The 24,041-nt window shown below is 50.4% G+C and carries 27 protein-coding genes, 1 tRNA gene and 1 pseudogene; 2 read left to right on the forward strand and 27 right to left on the reverse strand.

The window, feature by feature from the left end:
• Positions 1–16: 16 nt before the first annotated feature.
• From Q5911_RS06105 to Q5911_RS06220, 24 genes and pseudogenes are all read right to left on the reverse strand, one after another.
• The gene (locus Q5911_RS06105) at positions 17–565 is read right to left on the reverse strand and encodes a flavodoxin family protein (RefSeq protein ID WP_303181719.1); all 549 of its coding nucleotides are present in this window, start codon (positions 563–565) and stop codon (positions 17–19) included.
• A gap of 118 nt (positions 566–683) precedes the next feature.
• Positions 684–980 (reverse strand): annotated as a pseudogene (locus Q5911_RS06110) (family 1 glycosylhydrolase); the annotation flags it as partial.
• A 163-nt stretch (positions 981–1,143) separates the two neighbouring features.
• Positions 1,144–1,461, reverse strand: a complete 318-nt coding sequence (locus Q5911_RS06115) for a hypothetical protein (protein ID WP_303181721.1) — start codon at positions 1,459–1,461, stop codon at positions 1,144–1,146.
• 225 nt (positions 1,462–1,686) lie between these two features.
• On the reverse strand, positions 1,687–2,373 hold the full coding sequence (locus tag Q5911_RS06120; RefSeq protein WP_281724711.1) for an ABC transporter ATP-binding protein: 687 nt from the start codon (positions 2,371–2,373) through the stop codon (positions 1,687–1,689).
• A gap of 1 nt (position 2,374) precedes the next feature.
• Positions 2,375–4,756, reverse strand: coding sequence for an ABC transporter permease (locus tag Q5911_RS06125; protein ID WP_303181724.1), 2,382 nt, complete (start codon positions 4,754–4,756; stop codon positions 2,375–2,377).
• A gap of 9 nt (positions 4,757–4,765) precedes the next feature.
• Positions 4,766–5,437: an ABC transporter ATP-binding protein gene (locus Q5911_RS06130; RefSeq protein ID WP_303181726.1), complete on the reverse strand. Its 672-nt coding sequence runs from the start codon at positions 5,435–5,437 to the stop codon at positions 4,766–4,768.
• 75 nt (positions 5,438–5,512) lie between these two features.
• A complete protein-coding gene (locus Q5911_RS06135) occupies positions 5,513–6,451 on the reverse strand; it encodes a sensor histidine kinase (RefSeq protein WP_303181728.1) in 939 nt (312 codons plus the stop codon).
• The gene (locus Q5911_RS06140; RefSeq protein ID WP_303181730.1) at positions 6,448–7,128 is read right to left on the reverse strand and encodes a response regulator transcription factor; all 681 of its coding nucleotides are present in this window, start codon (positions 7,126–7,128) and stop codon (positions 6,448–6,450) included. Before Q5911_RS06140 ends, Q5911_RS06135 begins: the two co-directional genes overlap by 4 nt.
• A 137-nt stretch (positions 7,129–7,265) precedes the next feature.
• Entirely contained in the window at positions 7,266–7,622 is a 357-nt protein-coding gene (gene rsfS / locus Q5911_RS06145) for a ribosome silencing factor (protein ID WP_281724716.1), read from the reverse strand.
• The gene (gene yqeK, locus Q5911_RS06150; protein ID WP_303181734.1) at positions 7,619–8,215 is read right to left on the reverse strand and encodes a bis(5'-nucleosyl)-tetraphosphatase (symmetrical) YqeK; all 597 of its coding nucleotides are present in this window, start codon (positions 8,213–8,215) and stop codon (positions 7,619–7,621) included. Before yqeK ends, rsfS begins: the two co-directional genes overlap by 4 nt.
• Positions 8,216–8,245: 30 nt before the next feature.
• Positions 8,246–8,857 carry a nicotinate-nucleotide adenylyltransferase gene (gene nadD, locus Q5911_RS06155; protein WP_303181735.1) on the reverse strand — a complete coding sequence of 204 codons (612 nt, stop codon included), beginning with the start codon at positions 8,855–8,857 and terminating at the stop codon, positions 8,246–8,248.
• Positions 8,858–8,878: 21 nt separating this feature from the next.
• Positions 8,879–9,169, reverse strand: coding sequence for a ribosome assembly RNA-binding protein YhbY (gene yhbY / locus Q5911_RS06160; RefSeq protein WP_076777403.1), 291 nt, complete (start codon positions 9,167–9,169; stop codon positions 8,879–8,881).
• 29 nt (positions 9,170–9,198) lie between these two features.
• Positions 9,199–10,488 carry a GTPase ObgE gene (gene obgE / locus Q5911_RS06165; RefSeq protein WP_205147575.1) on the reverse strand — a complete coding sequence of 430 codons (1,290 nt, stop codon included), beginning with the start codon at positions 10,486–10,488 and terminating at the stop codon, positions 9,199–9,201.
• A 69-nt stretch (positions 10,489–10,557) separates the two neighbouring features.
• Positions 10,558–10,842, reverse strand: a complete 285-nt coding sequence (rpmA, locus tag Q5911_RS06170) for a 50S ribosomal protein L27 (RefSeq protein ID WP_033125260.1) — start codon at positions 10,840–10,842, stop codon at positions 10,558–10,560.
• 5 nt (positions 10,843–10,847) lie between these two features.
• Positions 10,848–11,180, reverse strand: coding sequence for a ribosomal-processing cysteine protease Prp (locus tag Q5911_RS06175; RefSeq protein WP_205147574.1), 333 nt, complete (start codon positions 11,178–11,180; stop codon positions 10,848–10,850).
• Positions 11,181–11,197: 17 nt separating this feature from the next.
• Positions 11,198–11,506, reverse strand: a complete 309-nt coding sequence (gene rplU, locus Q5911_RS06180; protein ID WP_033125258.1) for a 50S ribosomal protein L21 — start codon at positions 11,504–11,506, stop codon at positions 11,198–11,200.
• A gap of 184 nt (positions 11,507–11,690) precedes the next feature.
• Positions 11,691–12,701 (reverse strand): aspartate--ammonia ligase, encoded by a 1,011-nt coding sequence (asnA, locus tag Q5911_RS06185; protein ID WP_076777406.1) that lies wholly within the window; start codon positions 12,699–12,701, stop codon positions 11,691–11,693.
• Positions 12,702–12,821: 120 nt separating this feature from the next.
• Positions 12,822–13,619 carry an amidohydrolase family protein gene (locus Q5911_RS06190; protein WP_303181746.1) on the reverse strand — a complete coding sequence of 266 codons (798 nt, stop codon included), beginning with the start codon at positions 13,617–13,619 and terminating at the stop codon, positions 12,822–12,824.
• Positions 13,612–14,052 (reverse strand): CBS domain-containing protein, encoded by a 441-nt coding sequence (locus tag Q5911_RS06195; protein ID WP_076777408.1) that lies wholly within the window; start codon positions 14,050–14,052, stop codon positions 13,612–13,614. The genes Q5911_RS06190 and Q5911_RS06195 overlap by 8 nt, the downstream gene beginning before the upstream one ends.
• Before the next feature lie 29 nt (positions 14,053–14,081).
• Positions 14,082–15,413 (reverse strand): aspartate kinase, encoded by a 1,332-nt coding sequence (locus tag Q5911_RS06200; RefSeq protein WP_076777409.1) that lies wholly within the window; start codon positions 15,411–15,413, stop codon positions 14,082–14,084.
• Between the two features lie 43 nt (positions 15,414–15,456).
• Entirely contained in the window at positions 15,457–16,074 is a 618-nt protein-coding gene (locus Q5911_RS06205) for an HAD family hydrolase (protein ID WP_303181750.1), read from the reverse strand.
• A complete protein-coding gene (ybaK, locus tag Q5911_RS06210; protein ID WP_076777411.1) occupies positions 16,071–16,565 on the reverse strand; it encodes a Cys-tRNA(Pro) deacylase in 495 nt (164 codons plus the stop codon). Before ybaK ends, Q5911_RS06205 begins: the two co-directional genes overlap by 4 nt.
• Positions 16,566–16,682: 117 nt before the next feature.
• On the reverse strand, positions 16,683–17,372 hold the full coding sequence (locus tag Q5911_RS06215; RefSeq protein WP_226394049.1) for a TIGR03936 family radical SAM-associated protein: 690 nt from the start codon (positions 17,370–17,372) through the stop codon (positions 16,683–16,685).
• The gene (locus Q5911_RS06220; protein ID WP_303181752.1) at positions 17,356–19,221 is read right to left on the reverse strand and encodes a TIGR03960 family B12-binding radical SAM protein; all 1,866 of its coding nucleotides are present in this window, start codon (positions 19,219–19,221) and stop codon (positions 17,356–17,358) included. Before Q5911_RS06220 ends, Q5911_RS06215 begins: the two co-directional genes overlap by 17 nt.
• 256 nt (positions 19,222–19,477) lie before the next feature.
• Here Q5911_RS06220 and Q5911_RS06225 point away from each other — a divergent pair, with 256 nt between their 5' ends.
• Positions 19,478–20,242, forward strand: coding sequence for an EFR1 family ferrodoxin (locus tag Q5911_RS06225; RefSeq protein ID WP_303181753.1), 765 nt, complete (start codon positions 19,478–19,480; stop codon positions 20,240–20,242).
• Positions 20,243–20,264: 22 nt separating this feature from the next.
• On the opposite strand, the gene Q5911_RS06230 is transcribed toward Q5911_RS06225, so the two are convergent.
• From Q5911_RS06230 to Q5911_RS06240, 3 genes are all read right to left on the reverse strand, one after another.
• Complete coding sequence (locus Q5911_RS06230; RefSeq protein ID WP_303181754.1) at positions 20,265–20,612, reverse strand: hypothetical protein; 348 nt, start codon at positions 20,610–20,612, stop codon at positions 20,265–20,267.
• Positions 20,613–21,650: 1,038 nt separating this feature from the next.
• On the reverse strand, positions 21,651–21,881 hold the full coding sequence (locus Q5911_RS06235) for a hypothetical protein (RefSeq protein WP_303181755.1): 231 nt from the start codon (positions 21,879–21,881) through the stop codon (positions 21,651–21,653).
• Between the two features lie 610 nt (positions 21,882–22,491).
• Positions 22,492–22,565, reverse strand: a tRNA-Val gene (locus Q5911_RS06240).
• A gap of 190 nt (positions 22,566–22,755) precedes the next feature.
• Between Q5911_RS06240 and Q5911_RS06245 the strand changes: the two genes are divergently transcribed.
• A complete protein-coding gene (locus Q5911_RS06245; protein ID WP_303181756.1) occupies positions 22,756–24,024 on the forward strand; it encodes an ArsB/NhaD family transporter in 1,269 nt (422 codons plus the stop codon).
• Positions 24,025–24,041 lie beyond the last annotated feature (17 nt).

The following is a 24,041-nucleotide window of genomic DNA, read 5'->3' on the forward strand; positions in this document are numbered from 1 at the left end:
GTAAGTCTATCTTACATCAGTTTGAAGGTTTACACAAACTTTGGGATACTCCCTCCTGCATAGCCGGATTTTCGAGTATATCACCGATCTGCCATGCACCTGCACCGTATATCACACCTCGTTCTTTTGAACCTGGCAGACATTCCAGATACCCGCGGATGCCGTCGATCGTGCGCTCCATCGCTTTCCTGCCGTCTGCGGCCGTAGCAATCAGACAGAATTCCTTGTTCTCGAGTCCCGGTTTCTGTGCACCGCCCAGAGTCCGGTCTATCATTGTCTTGAGCTGTGCGTTCATCGTGTAGAAATAGACCGGTGTGGCAAGTACGATCACATTGGCTGCTCGCATCTTATCCAGCACATACTCCATATCATCCTGCTTTACACAGTGGCCGATCTTTTTACATGCATAACAGGCGGAGCAGTATTCGATATGAAGATCTGAGAGCCGCAGTTTTTCTGCTTCATTACCTGCTTCTTTTGCGCCCTTCGCGAACTGGTCGCAAAGGGTGTCTGAATTTCCGCCCTGTCTCGGACTGGCGGATATGATTAATACTGATTTACTCATTGTAAGATCCTCCTTAAACTAAGCTTATTTTCCTTTTGTTTTTCCTTCTCCTTGCAATCACTGTGCTTATTGTATCAAGCGGTAGTAACAATCGGTCAATAGGTCTCATAAATAAATTTTATGAATGGCGCAGATGAGGTGTACCTTTTCCTGTAGCGGCATTTGCTGAATATGTGCCCAGGACCTTCAGACTTTCCTTCGGATGCCGCTTCTGAGTCGTCCGGTCTACAGCGATCAGACCGAAGGTCTTTGCAAATCCTTTCTGCCACTCAAAGTTATCAAGGAGAGACCAGTGCAGATATCCGATCACAGGGATTCCGTCTGCCACACAGGCTTTCACTCCGCTAAGCGCTTCTCTTATAAATTGGATTCTTCTGGAATCATCCGCTGTCCCGATTCCGTTCTCTGTGATTTTGATTTCTTTATTCCAATTTTTGCAGTCTTTAGCACAATTTTTCTAAATGTACAATTTGAGGAAGAACTCCTGAATGGGGGAACAGGTCTTATAATTCACAAAGGTTCTATAAAAAAGAGAGCGAAGCCGTTAAGCTTCGCTCCTTATCTGTATTCACAGGTTTTTATTTATTCTCTTCTTCTTGCTGTTGCATATACATCATATACTCAAGATCTTCTTGCTCTTGTTCCTCTTCTCTCGTCATAGGTGCTCCAAACCAAGATAAAACAGCAACAACTACAACTTTAAAGAATGTTTTATACCACCAAACATACCCTGCACCAACTGCTTTTAAAATTGAAATAGGTAAACTATTCCCCTTTTTTAAATAATAATTTATATTTTTTACTTCTTTTCCCTTTTTTGACATAAATCTTTCTGCAATAAGACCTACAATAAGTATTACTACAGCAAATTGTAAAATATCGACAATATAACGCATTTTAAAACAGCCCCTCTCATATTATTATAAAAATTATACAATAAAACACTAATATTATACAATCAAAAAAATAAAAAATGCGGGCGGGCTTTCTTGTGCAACTTGCATAACCGAAAGCCCAAACCCGCTAAATTTTTTAATATTCCTATCAGTAGCCTTCCTGTCGCGCTGTATGTGTCAAACTGATCTTTTACAATTAATTATTTGTGTCTCTAGGGAGCTGTCTCACATATCCGTATCCCGGATCACTCTCCCGTCTTCCATATAAAGGATCCGGTCACACTGCTTTGCCAGCGCTTCATCGTGTGTCACCATGAGGATGGTCATGTGACAGGCCTGGTTCATCCTGCGAAAGAGCTTCATGACAATATCCCTGTTCTTTTTGTCCAGATTGCCTGTCGGCTCGTCGGCCAGGATCACATCCGGGGAGGCTGCCGCGGCCCTTGCGATGGCTGCTCTCTGCTGCTGGCCTCCGGAGAGCTGGCAGGGGAGGGCAGCCTTTTTCCCTGTCAGCCCTGTCAGACTCAGGAGGGTTTCCAGATGCTTTCTGGAAATGTTTCTGCCGTCCAGAAGAAGAGGAAGCGCAATGTTTTCTTCTATGTTCAGTCCCGGGAGAAGGTAGATGGACTGATAGACCATGCCGATCTTCCGCCTTCGGAAGACGGAGCGGTCTCCTTTTTTCATACTGTAAAGCTCTGTTCCGTTGATCCATACTCTCCCCCGGTCAGGAGCATCGATGCCGCCCAGGACGTGGAGCAGGGTGGACTTTCCGCACCCGGAGGGCCCAAGGATGGCTGTGAACTGCCCATTCTTTATCTGGAGGGATGTGGGCTTCAGTGCATGGACACCTGCCCTGCCGCTTCCGTATGTCCTGCTGATCTGTTCTGCCCGGATGCTGTAGGTTTCTTTCATGTTACGCCTCCTCCTTTCGTATAACAGCGATCATATCCATTTTCCTTAATTCTCTTACCGTATATAAGAAGGGGATCAGTACAACACAGGCAGTCAGAAAGATCTGCCCTGCTACAAGATCCATCGGCACATCCAGCGCAGACTGCATCTGTGGCGCGCCGCCGTCATTGTAAACACCGGATAAGATAAATATGCTTAAAGGGATACCCACCAGCCCGCCTGCAAATGCAAAGGTAAGATGTTCCAGAAAGATCATCCGTATGATCCTGCCGGAAGGCATGCCGATGGACTGTAAGAGGGCGAATTCCTTTTTTCTTCTCCGTATGCAGGCCGCGTCTCTTTGCAGCGTGATCAGGATGGAGGCGATCCACACGGTACTCACCAGGGCGGTGACAAGCAGGAGCCGTGCCCCTTTTCCGCCGACGAAAAAGGATTTCTGGTACTCTTCGGCGAGACTGTAGAACTGCAGGTCTTCCAGGGAGGTCCCCTTTAACTTCTCTTCTATCTTCTGTATGACTGCCCGGTCTTCCTCCATCCTTCTGGCGGCGTTGTCAGGGTAAAGGATTTCTGACAGGTCCCTTTTCTCTCCTTTGTCCCTGGAAAGGGTGACCTCCAGGGAGAGGGAAGGATCGGTATATCCTGCCATCATCTCGTCAAAGGTGCCCATGGGCACATAGAGGATCACATTTCCATCTAAATGGGCGAGAGTGTCCGAAGAGGCGGACGTGGAAAGATGTTCCGGGAAAAGGATCTCTTTGTCACTTAGGTATGGGATGGTGTTAAGGATAGAAAGTGTTGTCTGTTCTCCCTGGATGAACAGGGGAAAGGTTCCCTCTTCTGTCGGAAGACAGGTGCTGCTTTGTAATACGGCGCCATGTTCAGGGGCAGTGTCTGTAGCTCCGCTCTGCCCCAGGAGGCGCTGAAATGTCTGGTCGTCTACGCCTATGATCCGGATGGCTCTTCGGATCATACTGTCACCCATGATCATTTCTAAAGGCATGTCATACTCTTCATAGTTCGCGATATCGGAGAGAATATTTTCATCCTGGATCTGTGACAGATAGGCTTTCATCCCCTCTATATCCATTCCCTCAAAGACACTGTACTCTTCTGCCTCTTTTACCACAGATATCGTATCAACGCCTTCGATCTCCTCCAGGCTGGAGGCAGTTTTCTGGATAGCAGTTGTATCGCCGCCCTCTGCGGAAGCCCACAGGGACACAAAGGGAAGGGACTGATCCGCCACCACCGGCGGTGAGGTCAGGCCTTCCATGTACACGATCCCGTTCATAAAAACGCACAGCGCGATCACAAGAAGAACGGAGGAGACACTGTAATTTCTGTGATTCATGATGACATTTTTGACAGCCAGAAGCGTTTCAGCCTTGAAGAAATGCCGCCCTGCCCCAAGGAGGACAGCCGTCCGGTTCACATCCTCCTCCTCGTCGTATCCGGAGATGAGATGGAGCACCGTCTCCTTTCTGACCCGGTCATACAGCCCCTGGGCGGAAAGGAGAGCAAGAAGAATGGTACCTGCAAGGACGGCCAGAAGCAGCACAGGATTTACATGGATCTGCAGCTCTTCTACAGGGAAGTATCTGTCTTTCAGCCAGCGGATGCTTGCGGAAAGAGCCAAAAGGCCCAGAAGGACGCCGGCAGGAATGGCCAGGCAGCCTGCCAGCAGGTTCTCTCCAAAGGCAAACCCAAGCTTCTGCTTTTCGGATATGCCGATACCGTCCAAAAGACCGGTGATCTTCAGTTTTTCTTCCATGCCGGAGAGGGATGCGTAATACAAAAGAGCGGCGGCAAACAGGGCAATGACAAAGTCCAGAAGAAGGATGGCCCAGGCGGAGCCTGCTGTGGTCCCGGCGACGTTCACGCCATAGTAGCCCAGCAGCTTTTCGTTGAAAGTGATGTCATAGAGGGATACCACCGTATGATTGGTGCGGGCCAGGAGGATCGGCCGCTCTTCCTCGGGCAGAACATCCATGCCGATGGCCTCTCCCACCTCCTGGGATCTTTTGAAAACTGAAAGAGAGATGCGCTTAAAAGAGACGCCGCAGCATACGCGGCCGGAAGCAGAGGCTTTGGAAGAACTGGTCTGCCCCCTCTCCTCCGGACACTGGTTCAGCGTCCAGACCTGGCGGATCTCAGAATTCTCTGAAAGGGAGTCAGCCTGTCCGGGGGGCAGATCATGGAAGATGGCCTCGTATGGACCGTTTTCTTTCTTTTCCTGCAGGATCATGGCATGGAGGCAGGACGAGGAAAAGACAGTCATGACTGTGATAAGAAAGATGGCCGCGGTCATGCCTGCTGTGAGAATGACAAATCTTCCCGGCTTCTGCCGGATCTCTTTTATCAGAACTTTCCATATGATCTTCATATCCGTCACCTAAAGAAAACAGATGGAGCCGTCTTTTAGTTCCAGCTGGCTGTCACAGATCTGTGCCAGATCCAGGTTGTGGGTGGCCATAAGAACTGTCCGGTGCCAAGTACGGGTGCACTCTTTCAGGGCGCCCATTAATTCCAGCGCCTGCCTGGTGTCCAGCCTGGCGGCAGGTTCATCCGCCAGGATCAGCTCTGTATCAGAAAAAAGCGCCCGGGCACATACACACCGCTGCTTTTCACCGCCGGATAATTCTGCCGGACATCTCCGCCTCTTCTCTGTCAGTAGAAGGGAGTCCATGATCTGCTCCAGACGCTCTGTATCCAGCAGCCTTCCTGTGTCCATGACAATGGGAAGGACAATGTTCTCTTCCACTGTGAGGGAAGGAAGGAGAGCCGGTTCCTGGAATACCACGCTAACGTGTCTTCTGCGGAAGATGGCCGCTTCCTTTACGCTCATGTCCTGTATGTCTCTGCCAAGGAGAGAAATACTGCCAGCATCGGCTTTCAGAAACCCTGCCAGCAGATGGATGAGGGTGGTCTTGCCGGAGCCGGAGATACCAGTCAGGGCAGTAAAGCTGCCCTCTTCCAGGGAAAAGGATACAGATTTAAGCACTTCTTCCGTTCCCGGAGGGCCGGGAAATGCTTTTTGCAGATCCGCTACTTTTACAGCTTCCATTTTGTTTTCTATCCTTTCTGACTCTATGATACCAGAGCCGCCTTACAGAGCCCTTACAGAAGGCTGGGAAAATTCTTACCGTTTTGTCATAACCGGCAGAAACACAGAAAAGCAGCTCCCCTCTCCCACAGCTGAGTCCACAGTGATATAGCCCCGCTCCTTTTCCAGGATGAGCCTGGAAAGGTAGAGGCCGATGCCCCAGCCCTCCCTGCCGGCTGCGGAGCTGCCTCTGTAGAATTTCTGAAAGATGCGGCTGTGCTCTTCCTTCGGTATGCCCGGGCCCTCATCCCGGATGCAGACAGAGCCGTACGTCTCATAGCACTCCATGGACAGATGGATGGTTGTCTCTTCCGGGGCGTACTTGACGGCATTTTCCAGAAGATTGACAAAGACTTCTTCTGTCCAGGCCGGATCGTGAAAAAGAGGTGTATCCAAAAAAGGAGACATTTCGATCCGGATCTTTTTCTGATCCGCTTTTGGAAGAATGCTCTCCACGGCTTTCCGGACCGTGGGAATGACCGAGGTATATGCTGCATTGAGAGTGGCGGTGCCCCGCTCCAGGTCAGCCATTTTAAACAGAGATCCAAGAAGCCAGTCCAGTTTATCAGTCTGCTCCTCCAGCCTGTCTTCCAGCTGCTTCTTCTTATCCGTGGGAAGGTCCGGCGCGCGCAGCAGCTCCTGGTAGAGCCGGATGTTGGCAAGGGGCGTTTTAAGCTGGTGGGAGAGGTCCAGAATGAGACTCTGGATGGCGTCTTTGTCGCGCAGCGCCGCTTCCCTCTCCCGCCCGTATTTCTTCTCGATCCGGACAAAACCGTCCCTTATGATGTTTTCTGCATCCTCCCCGGGAGAGCCGGCAGGGATCTGTCCGTCTTCAAGAAGCGCCTTCTGGAAATTCTGGACATTCTGATACAGAGAGAACCAGCGCTTTCTGTAATGCGCAAAGCCCCAGGCAAAGGCTGTACATGCAGCCAGAAGGATAAGGATAAATAAGAGAAGGATCTGTTCTGTTTTCATTTCTTCTGCTCCTGCCATATATAACCCATACCGTGTATGGTGCGGATGTGTTTCGGATTTGAGGGCTCAATTTCTATTTTCAGACGCAGCCGCCGTATGGCAACTGCCAGCGTGTTCTCGTCCACGAAGTTTCTGTCTGCATCCCAGATACTGTCAAGGATCTGCTCTTTTGAGAGGATCTGGCCTGCGTGCTCCATCAAAAAGACAAGAAGGCGCAGTTCCGTGCTGCTTAAAGAAACGCGTTCACCGTCCCGGAGCACTTCTCCGGTTTTAAGGTCCACGGTTACATCCCCGGAAGAAAGAAGAGACGGCTGACTTTCTTTTTTCAACATCTTACGGGCACGGGCCTTCAGAACAGCCAGGGAAAAGGGCTTTTTCATAAAATCGTCCACTCCCAGCTCCAGACCTCGGAGCTCGTCTATCTCGCTGTTTCTTGCTGTCAGCATGAGTACAGGCAGCCGGGAGGACTCCCGCAGCTTTTTGATCATGTCAAAGCCGCTTCCGTCGGGGAGATTACAGTCCAGTACGGCAAGATCACAGCCGCCTTCCCTTAAAAGCATGTTCCCCTCCCGCATGGTGCCGGCGCAGGCCACCTCCCAGCCGTCCAGCTCAAAGGCCAGGCGAAGTCCGTCCCGCAAAGCCTCGTCGTCCTCGATAATCGCAATTCTGACTGCCATATCCAACTCTCCTTGTCCTTGTATATATAAGTTCAGTATATCTGGATTACCTGCTTTTTACAATATATTTAAGGGCAGCAAAAAAGACATCCCCTGCCTTGAGAAGCGTTAGGGATGCCTTTTTACAGTTGTCTGGTTTATGATGCCTGGAGGCTTTCCGGATCGATCTCCTGTCCGTCGCTCCAGATGCGCTCCAGATTGTAGAAGGAGCGGTTCTCGCTGTCGAAGACGTGGATGATTACATCGCCGTAATCCAGAAGCACCCAGGTGCCGTCCCGGCCTTCGCGCTGCTTCATGGCGTATCCGGCCAGATGCATCTTCTCTTCTACGTTGTCTACAAGGGCATTCACCTGGCTGGAACTTCCGCCGTCCACAATGACGAAATAGTCAGCGATGACAGAGATGTCTGAGATCTTGATGATCCGGATATCCCGGCCCTTTTTCTCGTCCAGCGCCCGGTATGCGGTGAGCGCCATCATATCTGCATGGTTCATAGGCTTTCCTCCTCTTTTTTTCTGAGATATTTTTTATAATAATTGTAGGTCTTTTCTGTCGCCGGATCCACAGGAAGTCCCCTGCTCTGGAGATAGACAAGGGAGTCCCGAAGGAGAAGGTAGAGGCACTCGTCGATATCCTCAAAAGCCAGTCTCCTTGCCTCCGCCATATTGGGAAGCTCTGCCCGGTTCGGCTCAATATAATCCGCTATATAGATGATCTTGTCCAGAAGGGTCATCTCCGGCTTTCCGGTGGTGTGGCATGCAATGGCATTTAAAATGCTCCGGTCCCCGATATGATACTTACTTGCCGCCAGATAGGCTCCCAGCTTGGCGTGAAGAAGGGAGGGGTTGGCGTACTCAGCAGGGGAGATAAAAATATGATTCTTTTTACACATCCGGATTTTTTTATCGTTAGGGATGCACTTGGCGGAGTCGTGGAGAAGGCCTGCTGTCAGTGCCCGGTCCATGTCCGTCCCGTAGCGCATGGCGAGGGCTCCTGCTGTGTACATGACGCCAAGGGTGTGGTTGTATCGGTTTTTATCCAGATATTTTTTTACCTTTTTGCGCATTACATCAATATTTTCATTCATGTCACACACTTCCTTCATACATTCTTTATCTTACTGCGATGCATAGAGCTGCTTTTTCTGTATATAGTCCACCACTGTCCTGGGCATGAGACCATCTACATTTTCATGGTCCTTCAGCATGCGGCGCAGCTCATGGGAAGATATATCCACAAGGGGCGTGGAAAGCAGTCGGATGTCCGCATCGTACTTCTCTGTCAGCAGTTGGATCTGCCTGTCCATGACTTCCCGGCTGCTCTTGTCTCCCCGAAAGGCGGCAAGGAGTGTGCAGGTGGGGAAAAGACGCTCCACATGCACCCACTGCTCCAGGGAGAACAGCGAGTCGGCGCCGATGATAAAATAAAAATGGTCCTGCGGATATAGCTTTTTAAAGTACTCCATGGTCCGGTAAGAACAGCTCACATCCTTGCGCCTGAGCTCATAGTCTTCCAGGCGGAAATTCCGGTGTCCACTGATGGCAAGTGAGACCATGTAAGCCCTCTCCCGGGGCGTAGAGACGATATTCTTATTATCTTTGTGGGGAGGATTTCCGTTGGGCATGAACCAGACCTGGTCAAGCTGATAATCCCGGCAGGCATATTCTGCCAGAGTCAGGTGACCGTTGTGGACCGGATCGAATGTCCCCCCCATGATCCCGATCTTCATAAAGGACCTCCTTTGATCTTTTTATGGAAGCTGGATCTTCTTTTTCTCGTTTTTGCCCTCTTTGTAGAGAACGATCTTCTTGCCGATGACCTGCACGACCTGTGACCGGGTGCGCTCTGCCAGCATGGAGGCCAGCTCTTTCGGATCGTCGGCACAGTTCTGGAGAACGCTCACCTTGATGAGTTCACGCGCCTCCAGCGCCTCGTCCACGGCTTTTGTGAGCTCAGGAGTCATGCTGTTCTTTCCGATCTGGAAAATAGGATCCATGGTCATGGCAAGGCTTTTTAAATAAGCCCGCTGTTTTGTTGTCATTTTGCCTTCTCTCCTATCTGTTCTGAAAACTATTTATAATAATCAAACTGAAGTCCGTACATGCGCACGGTGTCGCCTTCCTGGATGCCTTTGGCCTCCAGCTCCTCCAGTATGCCAGTGTCCTTGAGGAACTTCTGGAAAAACTGGAATCCCTTCTCTGAGTCCAGGTTTGTGTATCCCAGCATCTTCTCGATCTTGGGCCCCTCCACAACGTAGATATCGTCTTCCTTCTCCACGGTGTAGGGGAGGTCTTCGTAGATCAGCTCATCCTCCGGGAAGTATTCCTGCTGGAAGATAACAGGCTCGTCGTCCAGCTCATCCAGTCTTCTGGACACTTCGTACAGAAGCTCCTGTATGCCCTCTCCCGTCACGCCTGATATGGGGAATACAGGGATGCCCTCGGGCTCAAATTCCCTCTTCAGACGCTCTACAGGGCTCTCCTGCCCTTCTTCCCGGTAGATGGCATCGATCTTGTTGGCCGCGATGATCTGCGGCCTTCCTGCGATCTCCGGATTGTAGGCATGAAGCTCCGCGTTGATCTTGCGAATATCCTCCACCGGGTCGCGTCCCTCTGTACCGGCTGCATCCACCACATGGATGATGAGCTTGGTGCGCTCGATATGGCGGAGAAATTCGTGTCCAAGTCCCACTCCCTCAGATGCTCCCTCGATGAGTCCAGGGATGTCGGCGATGACAAATCCCCTCGTTCCCGGCATGTCCACCACACCCAGATTGGGACTCAGCGTGGTGAAGTGGTAGTTGGCGATCTTCGGCTTTGCGTTGGTGACTCTGGAAAGGAAAGTGGATTTCCCTACATTGGGGAAACCGACCAGTCCCACGTCCGCAATGACTTTGAGCTCCAGGTTTACCCACAGTTCCTGTGCCGGCTGCCCGGGCTGGGCGTACTTGGGGATCTGCATGGTGGCTGTGGCAAAATGCTGGTTGCCAAGGCCTCCCCGGCCGCCTTTCAGGATGACCTGCCTGCGGTTATCGCCGGACATGTCCGCAATGACCTTGCCGGACTGTGCCTCTTTGATGACCGTGCCCTCCGGTACTCTCAGTACGATATCGTCCGCATCAGCGCCGTGGCATCTTCTCTTGCCTCCTGGCTCCCCGTCTTTTGCTGCGTATTTTCTTTTGTGGCGGAAATCCTGGAGGGTGTTGAGACCTTCATCCACCTCAAAGATCACGTCGCCTCCACGGCCTCCGTCACCGCCGTCCGGGCCGCCGTTGGGGACGTAGAGCTCCCGTCGGAAGCTAACATGTCCGTCTCCGCCTTTGCCGGAGCGGATAAATATTTTTGCTCTGTCTGCAAACATGTCTTCAATCTCCTTATGAAAAAAGAGCCCTGCCGTTTACAATATACGGCAGGGTCTTACCTTCGCTGATTACTGTGCTACTGGATAGATAGAAACCTGTTTCTTATCTCTTCCTTTTCTTTCAAATCTGACAACACCATCTACTAATGCAAATAATGTATCGTCTCCGCCGCGTCCTACGTTGACACCTGGATGGATCTTCGTTCCACGCTGTCTGTAAAGGATGTTGCCGGCTTTTACGAACTGTCCGTCAGCTCTCTTTGCACCTAATCTCTTAGACTCGGAGTCACGTCCGTTCTTTGTAGAACCTACACCTTTTTTATGAGCAAAAAACTGAAGATTTAATTTCATCATGGTCGTTACACCTCCTCAAATCTTACCTGAATGTATTCCGAATAGTTGCTGTCATTTGCCATCTCCTCTAGTCCGAGGATCATGGCCTTTAACAGAAGCGCTGCCTCTTTGCCGGGACGGTCTGTGAGACGGAAATCAATGAGCCCTTCCATATCATCTGATACAAGAGAAGTCTTGTCATCCGTAAATGCCTCAATAGCGTTCACTGTGTTGATCATCAGCACAGATGCCGCCGCGCAGACAATGTCCTGTCCCGCTTCACTGAAGCCTGCATGTCCCTTTGCCAGAAAACCTGCGCATTCTTTCTTTTCGTTCTGATAAATCGTCACCCGGATCATAAAGTGTCACCAGATGATTAAGCGTTGATTTTTTCGATCTTAACTGCTGTGTACTGCTGTCTGTGACCGTTTTTCTTATGATATCCAGTTTTTCTCTTATACTTGTAAACGATGACCTTCTTAGCTTTGCCGTTCTCTACAACGGAAGCCTCAACAGTCGCGCCTTCTACAGTAGGATTTCCGACTTTCAGTCCGTTGTCGCTTACTGCAAGCACCTGGTCAAATGTATAAGTCTCTCCAGCTTCCACACCAAGTTTTTCTACTTTAATGATATCGCCTTCAGCTACTTTGTACTGTTTACCACCTGTTGCTATAATTGCGTACATATGGCACCTCCTATTATCATTACTCGCCAGCTTCGGCGGCTCTCCGCTTCGGAGCACACTTATAGAACCTCGCTGTGCGGCACACTAGTGTAGTTTAGCATAAAGGTTCGCGAAAATCAATGATTTTCAGAAAAATAAACGAAATATTTTTTGCATGCTCTGACAGCTGCAGGGAAAGACTTCCCTACAGCAGATGAATATTGTGAGCCTCTGCTGCTTCTACTGTCTCATCCGGCCAGATGGAGGACTGCACTTCGCCGATGTGGGCTTTGCGCAGGCAGAACATACAGATTCTTGACTGGCCGATACCGCCTCCGATCGTGTAGGGAAGCTCGCCGGCAAGCAGAGATTTCTGGAAAGGAAGCTCGGCGCGGTCTTCGCAGCCTGCCTCTTTCAGCTGGCGACGCAGCGCATCCTCGTCCACTCGCACACCCATGGAGGACAGCTCCAGGGCAATGTCCAGCACCGGATAGTAGACGATGATATCTCCGTTCAGCTCCCAGTCATCGTAGTCCGGAGCACGGCCGTCATGCTTTTCACCGGAAGCCAGGACTTTTCCGATCTGGGATACAAAGATGGCCTTCTTCTCTTTAGCGTAGGCCTTCTCTCTGTCTTTGGATGAAAGATCCGGATACATGTCCTCTAATTCCTGGGAAGTGATGAATGTGATATCTTCAGGAAGCAGCGGTTCTATGTAATTGTAGCGTCTGGAAATATAGTTTTCTGTCTCTTTCAGAGCCTCGTAGACTTTGCGGACCGTGTAGTGCAGTGTTTCTGTGTTCCGCTCCTCTTTTGAGATCACCTTCTCCCAGTCCCACTGGTCCACGTAGATGGAGTGGAGATTGTCTGTGTCCTCATCTCTGCGGATGGCGTTCATATCTGTGTACAGACCTTCGCCTGAGTGGAAGCCGTAGCGCTTTAAAGCGTAGCGTTTCCACTTGGCAAGGGAGTGCACGATCTCTGCAATGTCGTCATCCTGTTCTTTAATGCCAAAAGCCACCGGCCGCTCGACACCGTTCAGGTTGTCATTGAGGCCTGTGGAGGGCTTGACAAAAAGGGGCGCGGAGACACGGGTCAGATGGAGGGACTTTGCAAGGGCCCTCTCAAAAAAATCTTTCACTTCTTTGATCGCGACTTCTGTCTCGCGAATGGTGAGGGGGGATGTGTATCCCTCCGGTGTCATGAGACTGCTCATAGTATCTACCTCACTTTTCTTTTTCGCTGTAATAAAACATTATAGTTTATAATTATACAAAAATTTTTATAAAATACAATATCAGTTTTTCACATTCACCTTCCCGTCGGCAGGCCGGCTTTATTCTGACAGGCCCAGAAGCTCCAGAGCATTGAGCCGGAAGATCCGGTCCTGCTCCTCTTCTGTGAGGGGAAGTTCCTTTATATACTGTACAAATTCTTTCTGTCCTGCCCAGGGGGAGTCCGTGGCAAAGAGGATGCGGTCTGCGCCCTGGTTTTGGACGATCCGGATAAACTGCTGGTCCGGGATCTCTCCCAGGACGGCTGCGGTATCGAACCAGACCGGCTCACCTACCAGGTACTCTTCCACCTCGTCCCACCTCTGGCAACCGCCCATATGTGCCAGAACCAGCCGCTCGGGCTGCACGTCATGGATCATGTCCCTGGCCAGCTTTGGAGGACAGTGGACGCACTCCGGGTATCCCGGATCAAAACCGGCATGCACACAGATGATCAGTCCCAGTTCCGTGGCGTAGCTGATGATCCGCTTGAATCGTATATCGTCGATCATGACACCCTGGTAGTCCGGGTGGAGCTTGATCCCTTTCAGGCCCGCGTCTTTTATATAGCGCAGCTTTGCCCTGTAATTCTCATTGTCCGGATGAATGCCGCCAAAGGATAAAAGCCCGTCCCCCGGATCTTGCATCTGCAGGGCAAACCGGTTGATGGAATCAAACTGGGAAGGCTTTGTCACCACAGGGAGAACGATGGAGAAGGAAAGTCCCGCCTCCCGGGTGGATGCGCGAAGCCCGTCAGCCATCCCGTTTGTATAGGGGCTGATATGGCATCTGGCGGCAAGAAATTCCAGGGTCTTACCGGCAATCTTTTCCGGAAAAATGTGTGTGTGAAAATCAATCACTGCAGGTTTCCTCCTGCTTCTTCATCTCATTGTAACAGTATCCGATAATGTCCTTTCGTGTGATGATGCCAATGAAATTATCCTGATCATCCACCACAGGGACAAAATTCTGTTCCATGGCTCTGCCGATCAGATCTTCCATCTTTGATTTTGCCGTTACACACTGGTAGTCCAGGCGCCGGTCCACTTTCATAATGCTCACGTTCTCTGCATCTTTCAGGTTGTTCAGATGGAGTTTTTTGACACCCCACAGAAGATCTCCCTCTGTGATAGAGCCCACATATTTGCCATCTCTGCTCAGGATCGGAATGGAAGAATACTTGTGGTGCTCCATGATTTCAAGAGCCTGGCGCACGGTGTGATAATCATAAATGTACGCGATCTCCACCTTGGGTTTCAAGAAGAACAGGATGTTGCTGTTTGCGTGTTTCATTTTTATCTTAACGCTCCTTACGCATATTTTTAGATCTGTGTTGTGACAAAGATGTCATAGATGGCACGGACTGCCGCCTCAAAATCATGGTTGCGGACTCCGATGATGATGTTCAGCTCGCTGGATCCCTGGTCGATCATCTTTACATTGACATTCGCATGGGCCAGCGCGGAGAAGATACGTCCGGAAGTACCTCTGGTGGCTTTCATGCCTCTCCCCACAACGGCGATGAGGGCAAGGTCGGACTCCAGCTCCACAAAATCCGGTTCCACGGCTCTGTGGATGCCCGCGATGACCTCCTGCTCCTTCTCTTCAAACTCATCCTGGTGGACGAAGATGGTCATGGTGTCGATCCCGGAAGGCATATGCTCAATGGAAATGTCGTTGTCGGCAAATACACCCAGCACTTTGTGACAGAAACCTACCTGGGAGTTCATCATAGCCTTCTCCACTGTGATGGAGGCGAAATCTCTCTTTCCTGCTATGCCGGTGATAGTAAATCTGGGAGTTCTGCAGGTGGCTTCCACGATCAGCGTGCCCTTGTCTTCAGGGCAGTTGGTGTTGCGGATGTTGATGGGGATCCCTTCCTTGCGGACAGGGAAGATAGCGTCCTCGTGGAGTACTGAAGCCCCCATGTAGGACAGCTCCCGCAGTTCCCGGTATGTAATGACGTCAATGGCCTTCGGGTTTTTGACGATCCGCGGGTCAGCCACAAGGAAGCCGGAGACGTCTGTCCAGTTTTCATACATGTCAGCATGTACTGCCTTAGCCACGATAGAGCCTGTCACATCCGACCCTCCTCTAGAGAAAGTTTTGACCTTTCCATCCGGGAGGGAGCCGTAAAAGCCGGGGATGACTGCTCTCTCGCAGTCCGCCAGCCGCTCTGAGAGGACCTGGTTGGTCTTTTCAGCGTCAAAGGCGCCGGACTCTTTAAAAAAGATCACATCTGCCGCGTCGATAAAGGGATAGCCCAGATATGCAGCCATAACGATCCCGTTGAGATATTCTCCTCTGGAAGCGGCATAGTCCCGCCCGATCTTCCGGCTGAAGTTTTCCCGGATAACCTGAAATTCGTCTGTAAGATCCAGTGTGAGGTCCAGCCCGCGGATGATCTCATCGTATCTCGCCTTGATGGCAAGGATCATCTCCTCGAACTGCTCTTCTTCCTCCTCCTCCCGAAGGGCAAGGAGATAACAGCTGTAGAGCATATCTGTCACCTTGGTGTCCTGGGGATGCCGTTTCCCCGGTGCTGACGGGACAACATATCTGCGGGTGCCGTCCTGGCGTATGATGTGCCCTGCCTTCTTGAACTGAGCTGCGCTTGCCAGGGAGCTTCCACCGAATTTTACTACTTTTTTCATCTGTCTATCCTCCGTAATCTTATGTTTTTGTATCCAGCGTCATTTATATATCCAGTATGTGATAGGCCATGTCCGGCTCAAATACCACGCCCTTGATGCCCAGGCGGGAAGCTGCCTCTGTGTTGACCTGCCTGTCATCAAAAAATATTGCTTTTTCCGGGACAATGCTGTACTTGTCCAGAAGCAGACGGTATATTTTTTCTTCGGGTTTGATACTCAATACTTCGTAGGAAAAGAGACCGCCGTCAAACTCCTCCAGAAACCCCATGTGCTGGCGCGTCTTTTTGTACAGGTGCTCTGAATAATTGGAAAGATAATAGAGCTTCAGCCCCCGCATTTTCAGAAAGCGCACAAGTCTCTCCGTGTAGGAGAGCGGGTAGATCGTCTGCTCGATCCCGCTGTACACCCGCCGGATCTGCTTTTCATAGTCAGGGGCGTTTTCAACGAAAAGCTGTTCCCACTCCTGAGAAGTGATACCGCCTCTGTCGCCTCTCTCCCAGTCCTCGTTGAGGAAGATGGCCTCCGCCAGTATCTCGTTTGTCCGGTCGTCATATCCAAGCGACGCAAGGTAGGGCCGCCAGTCATATCCAAGCAGAACATTTCCAAGATCAAAGATGACCGCCTCTGTATGTTCATCTATAAAAGCGAGTTTTTCTTTCATTTCGTATCCTCCTTTGCCGTTACGTCTGCGAAGGAGGCTCCCGTTACTTTCTGCAGGTCCATGGGGGAAAGGCACAGCTGCATGCCCAGCTTCCCGCCGCTGATGTAGATATGGTCAAGCCCCTGCGCATCCTTCTGGATAACGGTGGGGAACTGCTTTTTCATGCCTATGGAGGTACAGCCTCCCCGGACATATCCGGTGACTTTTGTCAGATCCTTCAGATGAAGCATCTCCAGAGATTTCTCTCCCACGGATCTGGCTGCCTTCTTAAAGTCGATCTCCTCCGCAACGGGGATCACGAACACATAGTGCTGGCCCGTCTTTCCTACGGTGACAAGGGTCTTGTATACCTGGGCGACAGGAAGCCCCAGCCCGGTGGCCACATGCACACCATCTGTAAATTCATCGCACTCGTAAGTCTGGTATGTGTAGGGGATCCCGGCACGGTCCAGAATACGCATGGCGTTGGTCTTTAATTCTTTTTTGCTCATGGTTCCCTCCTTCATTTCCTGTTCTATCATAACACCCTGGCAGGCAGTTGCGCAACGTCTGTTTCCGTCAGGGCATACCGGTAGATTCCTGCAGGGCATACTGGCAGCTCTGAAGTTCTACTGGATGTTGTGCCCTGCGTCCTCCAGAGTGATAAAGCCGTCCTCTGTCCTGGCGAACAGGTCAAGACGGTGGAAGTGAAGGGGCTCCGGGGACATTCCCGCCCAGTTATAGAAGGTATCCATTACCAGATCCGGCTTCAGGTTGTCCGCGCTTCCGGCGGCAAGTTTCAAGAACAGCCCGTTTTCCGTGATGGAAGCCTCGTAGATCAGCGGACGTATGTCCATTTCCTTTTCGCTGCGTTTTGTCTTTTTCATGACAAGGATGGAGGGCTGAGCCAGGAAGTCTCCCAGCTTTTCCTGCCAGAATGCGGCGCCCGTGTCCGCGCCTCTTAGTGTGACAAGATAATCTGCGGCGGCCACAATGGTCATGCCGCTGCTTTTTTTGTCATCGCTGATCTGCCGGAAGCTGACAACTTCCATGCCTTCAGTCATAACAGCATTCAGGTCTTCCACCGCTTTGGCGGAGGAGATAGAATCTGTCAGCTCGATGTCCATATATTCCCCGTCACTTGTCAGGCCGATGCCCAGGGGCTGGGCAAATGACATGATCATATGTGGGCTGTAGCCTCCTGTAAAGGCGATGGGGATGTCGGCCCTTCTCATGGCTTTCTGGAAGTAGCGCATGACATCCAGATGTCCGATGAAACGCAGGATGCCGTATTTGCGAAATTTAATTCTTACCTTCAATGCAGACCCCTCCTTTCCACTTTGCCACGCCGCAGCCGGAACACTGCTGCCGGCAGTTTGGTGTGACTTCGCCTTTCATGGCTCTCTCCCATTCTCTTCGCAGGAATTGCTTTGTCACGCCGATATCGATAAAGTCCCAGGGGAAGATCTCGTCTGCGTCTCTCTCCCTCTCGTTGTAAAAGGCGATGTCCACGCCTGTCTTTTCAAAGGCTTTCAGCCATTTTTCATAGTCAAAATTCTCGCTCCAGGCGTCGTAAATACAGCCGGATCTGTAAGCTTCCAGTATGGCGGGGCCCACTCTCCTGTCTCCCCTTGCCAGCACGCCCTCCAGTACGGTGACTTCCGCATCGTGCCAGTTGTACTTGAGGCTTTTTCTGTTGAGCTGGTTCTGGAATGCATGTTTTACGGTGGCTGCACGGGAAATATACTCCTCATTGCTGTACATGCGTGCCCACTGGAAGGGGGTAAAGGGCTTTGGAATAAAGAAGGAGGAGCTGGCTGTGATCTGGCATTTTCCGTTGCGCTGATCCTTGGGGATCTCGTAGTATTTCCGCGCCACCTTGTCCGCCAGGACAGCGATGGCCTCCATGTCTTCTTTCTCTTCCGTGGGAAGTCCCAGCATGAAGTAGAGCTTCACCTTGTTCCAGCCGCCCTGGAAGGCCTGCTCCGCCCCTGTCAGGATATCTTCCTCTGTCAGTCCTTTGTTGATCACGTTCCGCATTCTCTGGGAGCCTGCCTCCGGGGCAAAGGTGAGACTACTCTTCTTTATATCCTGCACCTTCCCCATGACATCCAGGGAGAAGGCGTCGATGCGAAGCGAAGGCAGGGAGATATTGATCCCCTTTCCACCGAACTCATCGATAAGGAATGTGACCAGCTCTTCCAGGTGGGTGTAGTCACTGGAGCTTAAGGAACTTAAGGAAATCTCCTCATGCCCGGTATTTTTCAGCATTTTGTATGCGTACTCTTTCAAGGTCTCCACATTCCGCTCCCGCACAGGACGGTAGAGCATGCCTGCCTGGCAGAAACGGCAGCCCCGGATACATCCTCTCTGGATCTCCAGCACCACCCGGTCCTGGGTTACCTTGATGAAGGGGACAATGGGCCGCTCCGGGTAAGTGGTTTCAGACATGTCCATAACCACCTGTTTCTTTATTACGGCCGGGGCACAGGGATGATCCGGTGTAAAGGAGCCGATGGTCCCGTCCTCCTTGTATGTGACGGAGTAGAGAGAGGGGACGTAGATTCCCTCGATCTGAGCCGCCTTTATAAGAAAGTCTCTGCGGCTGCCGGCTTCTTTCTTGTTCTCACGGTAGGCGTCCAGGAGTTCCCGGTAGACAGTCTCACCCTCCCCGATATAGAAAAGATCGAAGAAGTCTGCCAGGGGCTCCGGATTATAGGCGCAGGGGCCGCCTCCGATGACGATGGGGCAGCCCTCCCCTCTTTCGGATGAAAGAAGGGGGATACCGGACAGATCCAGTATCTGCAGGATGTTAGTGTAGCACATCTCATACTGAATGGTGATGCCCAGAAAATCAAACTCTTTTATTGGATCCTGGGATTCCAGGGCAAAGAGCGGGATCTTCTCCTGGCGCATAATCGCATCCAGGTCCGTCCAGGGGGAATACACACGCTCGCACCATACATCCTCCATGCGGTTGAACATGTCATATAAGATTTTCATTCCCAGGTGGGATTCACCAATTTCGTAGCAGTCAGCAAAGGCCATAGCGAAGCGAATGGCTACCTTCTCCTTGTCCTTCATCACCGAATTGATCTCCCCGCCTATGTAGCGGGCAGGTTTTTCGATTTTCAATAATATTTCATCATCTAACGCTAATTTTCTCATATATACTCCTGTTTTCTGTGCTTTCATAAAGGTCTGCTGTACCTTGTAAACATTAGTAGTTTAACGTATTACGGAAAGATTTTCAAATTTTATTTAAGATCTGCAAATAAAAAGCCTCCCGTTTCCTGAAAAACGGGAGGAAAACTGCCCTGGAAACAGGCAACGCAAAGTTGACATCGCACCGCCCGCATCTATATAATCGATTACAGTACCCTTTACTGTGCAGAGGGCATCTGAATCAAAGGAGGAATGTTTCATGGAGATTTTACAGATTGTTTTCAGCCCCACAGGCGGGACGCAGAAGGTGGCCGATCTTCTGGCAGAGGAATGGGGGCATACAGTGTGCCGGGTGGATCTGGCAGATCCCGGACTGGATGCCAGGGAGGCCATCTCACTTCCAGAGGCGGACCTGGCTCTGATCGCAGTTCCCTCCTACGCAGGACGCGTCCCGGCTTTGGCCGCAGAGCGTCTTGGCCATATCCGTGCCGATGGGATGAAATGCGTCCTTGTCTGTGTATATGGAAACAGAGCGTATGAGGACACACTGGTGGAACTACAGGATAGAGCAAATGTCTGCGGCTTTGCCGTGACTGCCGCCGTGGCTGCCATTGCGGAACACTCTATCATGCACCGGTATGCCGCAGGGCGCCCTGACGCGGAAGATCGAAAAGAGTTAAAAGGGATTGCGCAAAAGATCAAAGAGAAACTGGCCTGTGGTGAGGAGATGTCTGTCTCTGTGCCGGGAAACCGCCCCTACAAGGAGGCGAAAGCTGCCAGCATGGTGCCTGCGGCAGGGGAGGCCTGCACCGGCTGCGGCCTGTGCGCAGAAAAATGTCCGGTCCGTGCGATCTCAAAGGAACATCCGGACCAGACAGATGAAACACGATGCATCTCCTGTATGAAATGTGTGGCAGTCTGCCCGCAGAAAGCAAGAAAAGCGGACAGTGAAAAGGTGGCCGGACTTGCTGCGCGGCTGAAAGAGATCTGCTCTGTCCGCAAGGGGAACGAGCTCTTTATCTAGTCTTCTCTGCGGGAGGCGCTTTTTACGGAGCATCCTTTTGTCCGGCAAAGTTCTGGAGCTCCTGCCACACGGCCTGCACCTCTACCCCATCTTTCACAGCCTCCGTGATCTGGCTGCTGCTGACATCCGCCACTTTGAGGTCATAATTGTCCATCATGACAAAACCGATAAAGAGCAGGCAGCAGAAAACCACGCGGAGGCCGAAGGTGCTAGCAGGTTCTTCGTCCTCCCTGTCTCCGTAAATGCTGTTGTAGGCATTGCGGTATCTTGGATGGACAGCCGGGGCAGAGTGCCTTTCGCTGTACAGACTTCTTGTCTGGGCAAGAAGCTTGCGTCTTCTTTTTTCAGTGTCACTTCTATCCATCTGCATCTGCTCTTCTTTCCTTCCGTATTGCGGATCATTCTATATGTATGCAGAAAGGACGAGGATAATGACTGTTTTTGATTTGGCACGCACTTGCATCATCAATGTAAACGGGCGTCCAATTATCCACAGAATAATTTCGGGCGGAAATCCATTGATTTAGTTAAATATCAAAAAAGAACATAGTATGGCCTATACGGAGGTTATGCTTATATAGTATTTGTCATCTCCGGTCGTGATGCAATGTCGCCCCCCAAGTCGAATTGATGATCATAGCTGCTTACTTTCATTTTTGTCATAAATCCGTCCCGGGCGTAAACGTAAATGTAATGGTTTTCGTCTCTTCTCTGGAGCCGTGTTTGTATTCCACCGAGAAATTGCAGGTAATAGGATCGTCTGTGTATAAAGGCGTTCTGGGAACAAAATAGATAAAGGCGCTTCCGTTAGGACGCGAGGTGACTTTGGGTGAGATACGTGGATTCCTTAATCCGGCTTCAAAAGATAGACTTCCAAGCCCGGCTCTTTTGGGGGTAGACTGGTAGTTGAAAGGATAATACATTCTGTCAGAGACATTATAAACCATGTTTGTCACTTTGTATTCAGATGAGTCATCGAACGTAAAGCAGGCAGGATCCCAGTTTACAGTGACCAGATCCGAGCTAAGTGATCCCGGAGTGACGTTCCAATAATAGTCTATAACAAGCAAAAGATGCGCAATTTCTGAGTCTGATACGACAGGAACCTGCGTTATAGTCAGTTCTAATTGTGATTTGGGAATGTCTGTCCCCTGACATCCTGCTGCGCAGGCTGCTGTTCCGCCTACCAGGCACAGACAGGAGAATACGGATAGTAAACGGGCTGTTTTTTCAAGACTGCCTTCACTCCTATTCTTCAGAAATAAACGTACCTTTGTAACTGTTACAATATGATACCTTCAGTATAATTGGGGGCGGGTATTTTGTAAACAACTTTGAAGCTCACAGTTAAAACTAAATCCCCGGAAGCATGTCCGCCTCCGGGGATTTATAAAATCTAAGGCCTGTCTTATTTCTGTTTTTTGAACTTTACTTTCGGTCTTACTACTGCAACGGTTGCAAGCGCCAGTGCACCGGCCGCGGCGTATGCGATGATTGGTGTGTTGTCACCTGTCCGGGCAGCTTTTGTTGCTGATTTATCCAGACTGACGGTGGCCGCCTGTTTATCCTCTTCTTCTTTGGCGAATTTGTCATAATCAGCCTGGGCGGCCAGAAGATTTTCCTGGCTTGCATCCTGCAAAAGGCCTGCATCAACGAACAGTTTGTCGGCATCACTTTTTGCCTTATCAAACTAAGCCTTAGCCTCTGTCACAGCATTTGTGCTCGTGTCTACTGCATCAAGGGCTGCCTGCATGGCATCATCGGCCTCTTTTTTGGCAGTATCGTAATTTACTTTTGCATCTTTCTCAGCTTTATCAGCCTTTGCATTTTATGTCTGTGCTTTTTCAAGGTTTGTTTTCGCTTCATCATAGTTCGCCGCCTCATCCGTCGCCTGAACAACCTATGCCACAGGAGCTGCTACGGAAGAAGCTGCCACTGCCGCCATTGCTATGGCAGTGGTGGCTTTCATTGCCTGTTTCTTCATAATTTCATATCCCTCCATAATTATAGTAAACAAGCGCGAACAGATTTTCCGCTAAACGGGCGGCTTGCAAGCAATTTTCTGTCAGATGAACATTGGTCGTCCGAAGTGGATAAATGTTTACTGTTTCTAATACGTTCGTTTCTTTTATAATAGCACTGAGAGAGGAAAAATTAAATATCTGACTCCTATAATTAATTGTAAATTCTGTGTAAAATCATATTTTGTATATATACTTTGGAGTTCTTTGAGAAAAATGAAAAAAGACAAAAAGCAATGGGGCTCGAACCCATGACCTCTCGCGTGTGAGGCGAACGCTCATCCCGGCTGAGCTATGCTTCCATATCTGTTATTATAGCACTGTGCCAGCAAAATGCAAGGTATGAAAATAAAGGAAAATCAAAATTCGAAAACAATTGTGTTAAAAGTTTGACATTTAAAATAATATTTAGAAAATTATATTTACAAAACAAGGAAATAAGAGTAGAATACCATCTGAACTGAACATTTTTTTACTAGGAGGTAACAAAAGATGAATACAGAAGCAGTGATCTCAGTCATTGTCTTTCTACTCGTCATGGCTGCGATCATTTCTGAAAAAATGCACCGCGCTGTCGCCGCCATGGCAGGAGCGGTCATTCTTCTGCTCTTTCACGTGCTGTCGGTCGATGAGGCCACGACATACGTGGATATCAACACCATCGGCGTTCTGGTGGGGATGATGCTCTTTGTGGCAGTCGTCAAGAACTCCGGACTGTTTGAGTATGTCGCCATCAAGGCGGCAAAGCTTACGAAAGGACGCCCAATGGCCATACTGGTCGTGTTTGCCATTATTACAGCGGTATTGTCCGCTTTCCTTGACAACGTAACGACCGTACTTCTGATTGGTCCTATGACCATTGCCATCACACAGATGCTGGAGGTGAACCCCATCCCCTATCTTCTGTCTCAGATCATGGCGTCCAATATCGGCGGTACAGCCACGCTGATCGGTGACCCGCCAAATATTATGATCGGCAGTGCGGCGGGCCTGAGCTTTATGGACTTTGTGGTCAATACAGGAAGTGTTATTGTGATCATCCTGGCAGTGACTGTACTGATCTACTATTTTATGTACCGGGGCCAGATCAGTGTGATAGAGGAGAACATGCATAAAGTAATGGAGCTGGACGAAAACCGCTCCATCAAAGATAGGCCGCTGCTGATAAAAAGTGTTATAATGACTGTAGTGGTTGTGATCGGGTTTGTCTTTCACTCACAGCTGCAGGTTGAGTCAGCAACAGTAGCTCTTTTTGCTGCAGGCTTTATGTTGGTCTTTGGAAAACAGGATGCAGAGGAGATCATCCTTGGCGTTGAGTGGTCCACCATCCTCTTCTTTATCGGACTCTTTGTTGTGGTGGGCGGCATGCAGAAGTCAGGCGTTATCACCTCACTGGCAGAGCTGATGATGGAGTTCATAGGAAATAACGAGGCCCTGGGCATTGTCATTATCCTCTGGGTGTCAGCGATCATCTCGTCTTTCCTGGACAACATCCCCTTTGTGGCAACGCTCATTCCGCTGATCCTCACAATGGAAAGCGGCGGCGTGGATGTGACCCCGCTGTGGTGGGCGCTCTCCCTGGGCGCATGTCTGGGCGGAAACGGTACACTGGTGGGAGCCAGCGCCAATGTGGTACTGGCGGGAGTCAGCGCAAAGAACGGCTATCCGATCACCTTTATGCAGTACACAAAAACAGGATTTCCACTGATGCTTATTTCAATCCTGATCAGTACAGTTTATCTGCTGCTTCGTTTTGCATAAGCGTCTGCAGGAACAAA

Source organism: Lachnoclostridium phocaeense (assembly GCF_959599685.1).
In the GTDB taxonomy this organism is placed as follows: Bacteria; Bacillota; Clostridia; order Lachnospirales; family Lachnospiraceae; genus Claveliimonas; species Claveliimonas monacensis.

Coding starts and splice junctions, on each gene's coding strand:
- Q5911_RS06105 (WP_303181719.1), bottom strand. CDS start 565: ATGAGTAAATCAGTATTAATCATATCCGCCAGTCCGAGACAGGGCGGA.
- Q5911_RS06115 (WP_303181721.1), bottom strand. CDS start 1,461: ATGCGTTATATTGTCGATATTTTACAATTTGCTGTAGTAATACTTATT.
- Q5911_RS06120 (WP_281724711.1), bottom strand. CDS start 2,373: ATGAAAGAAACCTACAGCATCCGGGCAGAACAGATCAGCAGGACATAC.
- Q5911_RS06125 (WP_303181724.1), bottom strand. CDS start 4,756: ATGAAGATCATATGGAAAGTTCTGATAAAAGAGATCCGGCAGAAGCCG.
- Q5911_RS06130 (WP_303181726.1), bottom strand. CDS start 5,437: ATGGAAGCTGTAAAAGTAGCGGATCTGCAAAAAGCATTTCCCGGCCCT.
- Q5911_RS06135 (WP_303181728.1), bottom strand. CDS start 6,451: ATGAAAACAGAACAGATCCTTCTCTTATTTATCCTTATCCTTCTGGCT.
- Q5911_RS06140 (WP_303181730.1), bottom strand. CDS start 7,128: ATGGCAGTCAGAATTGCGATTATCGAGGACGACGAGGCTTTGCGGGAC.
- rsfS (WP_281724716.1), bottom strand. CDS start 7,622: ATGAACCATGCAGATATGATGGCGCTCACCGCATACCGGGCGCTGGAC.
- yqeK (WP_303181734.1), bottom strand. CDS start 8,215: ATGAATGAAAATATTGATGTAATGCGCAAAAAGGTAAAAAAATATCTG.
- nadD (WP_303181735.1), bottom strand. CDS start 8,857: ATGAAGATCGGGATCATGGGGGGGACATTCGATCCGGTCCACAACGGT.
- yhbY (WP_076777403.1), bottom strand. CDS start 9,169: ATGACAACAAAACAGCGGGCTTATTTAAAAAGCCTTGCCATGACCATG.
- obgE (WP_205147575.1), bottom strand. CDS start 10,488: ATGTTTGCAGACAGAGCAAAAATATTTATCCGCTCCGGCAAAGGCGGA.
- rpmA (WP_033125260.1), bottom strand. CDS start 10,842: ATGATGAAATTAAATCTTCAGTTTTTTGCTCATAAAAAAGGTGTAGGT.
- Q5911_RS06175 (WP_205147574.1), bottom strand. CDS start 11,180: ATGATCCGGGTGACGATTTATCAGAACGAAAAGAAAGAATGCGCAGGT.
- rplU (WP_033125258.1), bottom strand. CDS start 11,506: ATGTACGCAATTATAGCAACAGGTGGTAAACAGTACAAAGTAGCTGAA.
- asnA (WP_076777406.1), bottom strand. CDS start 12,701: ATGAGCAGTCTCATGACACCGGAGGGATACACATCCCCCCTCACCATT.
- Q5911_RS06195 (WP_076777408.1), bottom strand. CDS start 14,052: ATGAAACACGCAAACAGCAACATCCTGTTCTTCTTGAAACCCAAGGTG.
- Q5911_RS06200 (WP_076777409.1), bottom strand. CDS start 15,413: ATGAAAAAAGTAGTAAAATTCGGTGGAAGCTCCCTGGCAAGCGCAGCT.
- Q5911_RS06205 (WP_303181750.1), bottom strand. CDS start 16,074: ATGAAAGAAAAACTCGCTTTTATAGATGAACATACAGAGGCGGTCATC.
- ybaK (WP_076777411.1), bottom strand. CDS start 16,565: ATGAGCAAAAAAGAATTAAAGACCAACGCCATGCGTATTCTGGACCGT.
- Q5911_RS06220 (WP_303181752.1), bottom strand. CDS start 19,221: ATGAGAAAATTAGCGTTAGATGATGAAATATTATTGAAAATCGAAAAA.
- Q5911_RS06225 (WP_303181753.1), top strand. CDS start 19,478: ATGGAGATTTTACAGATTGTTTTCAGCCCCACAGGCGGGACGCAGAAG.
- Q5911_RS06230 (WP_303181754.1), bottom strand. CDS start 20,612: ATGCAGATGGATAGAAGTGACACTGAAAAAAGAAGACGCAAGCTTCTT.
- Q5911_RS06245 (WP_303181756.1), top strand. CDS start 22,756: ATGAATACAGAAGCAGTGATCTCAGTCATTGTCTTTCTACTCGTCATG.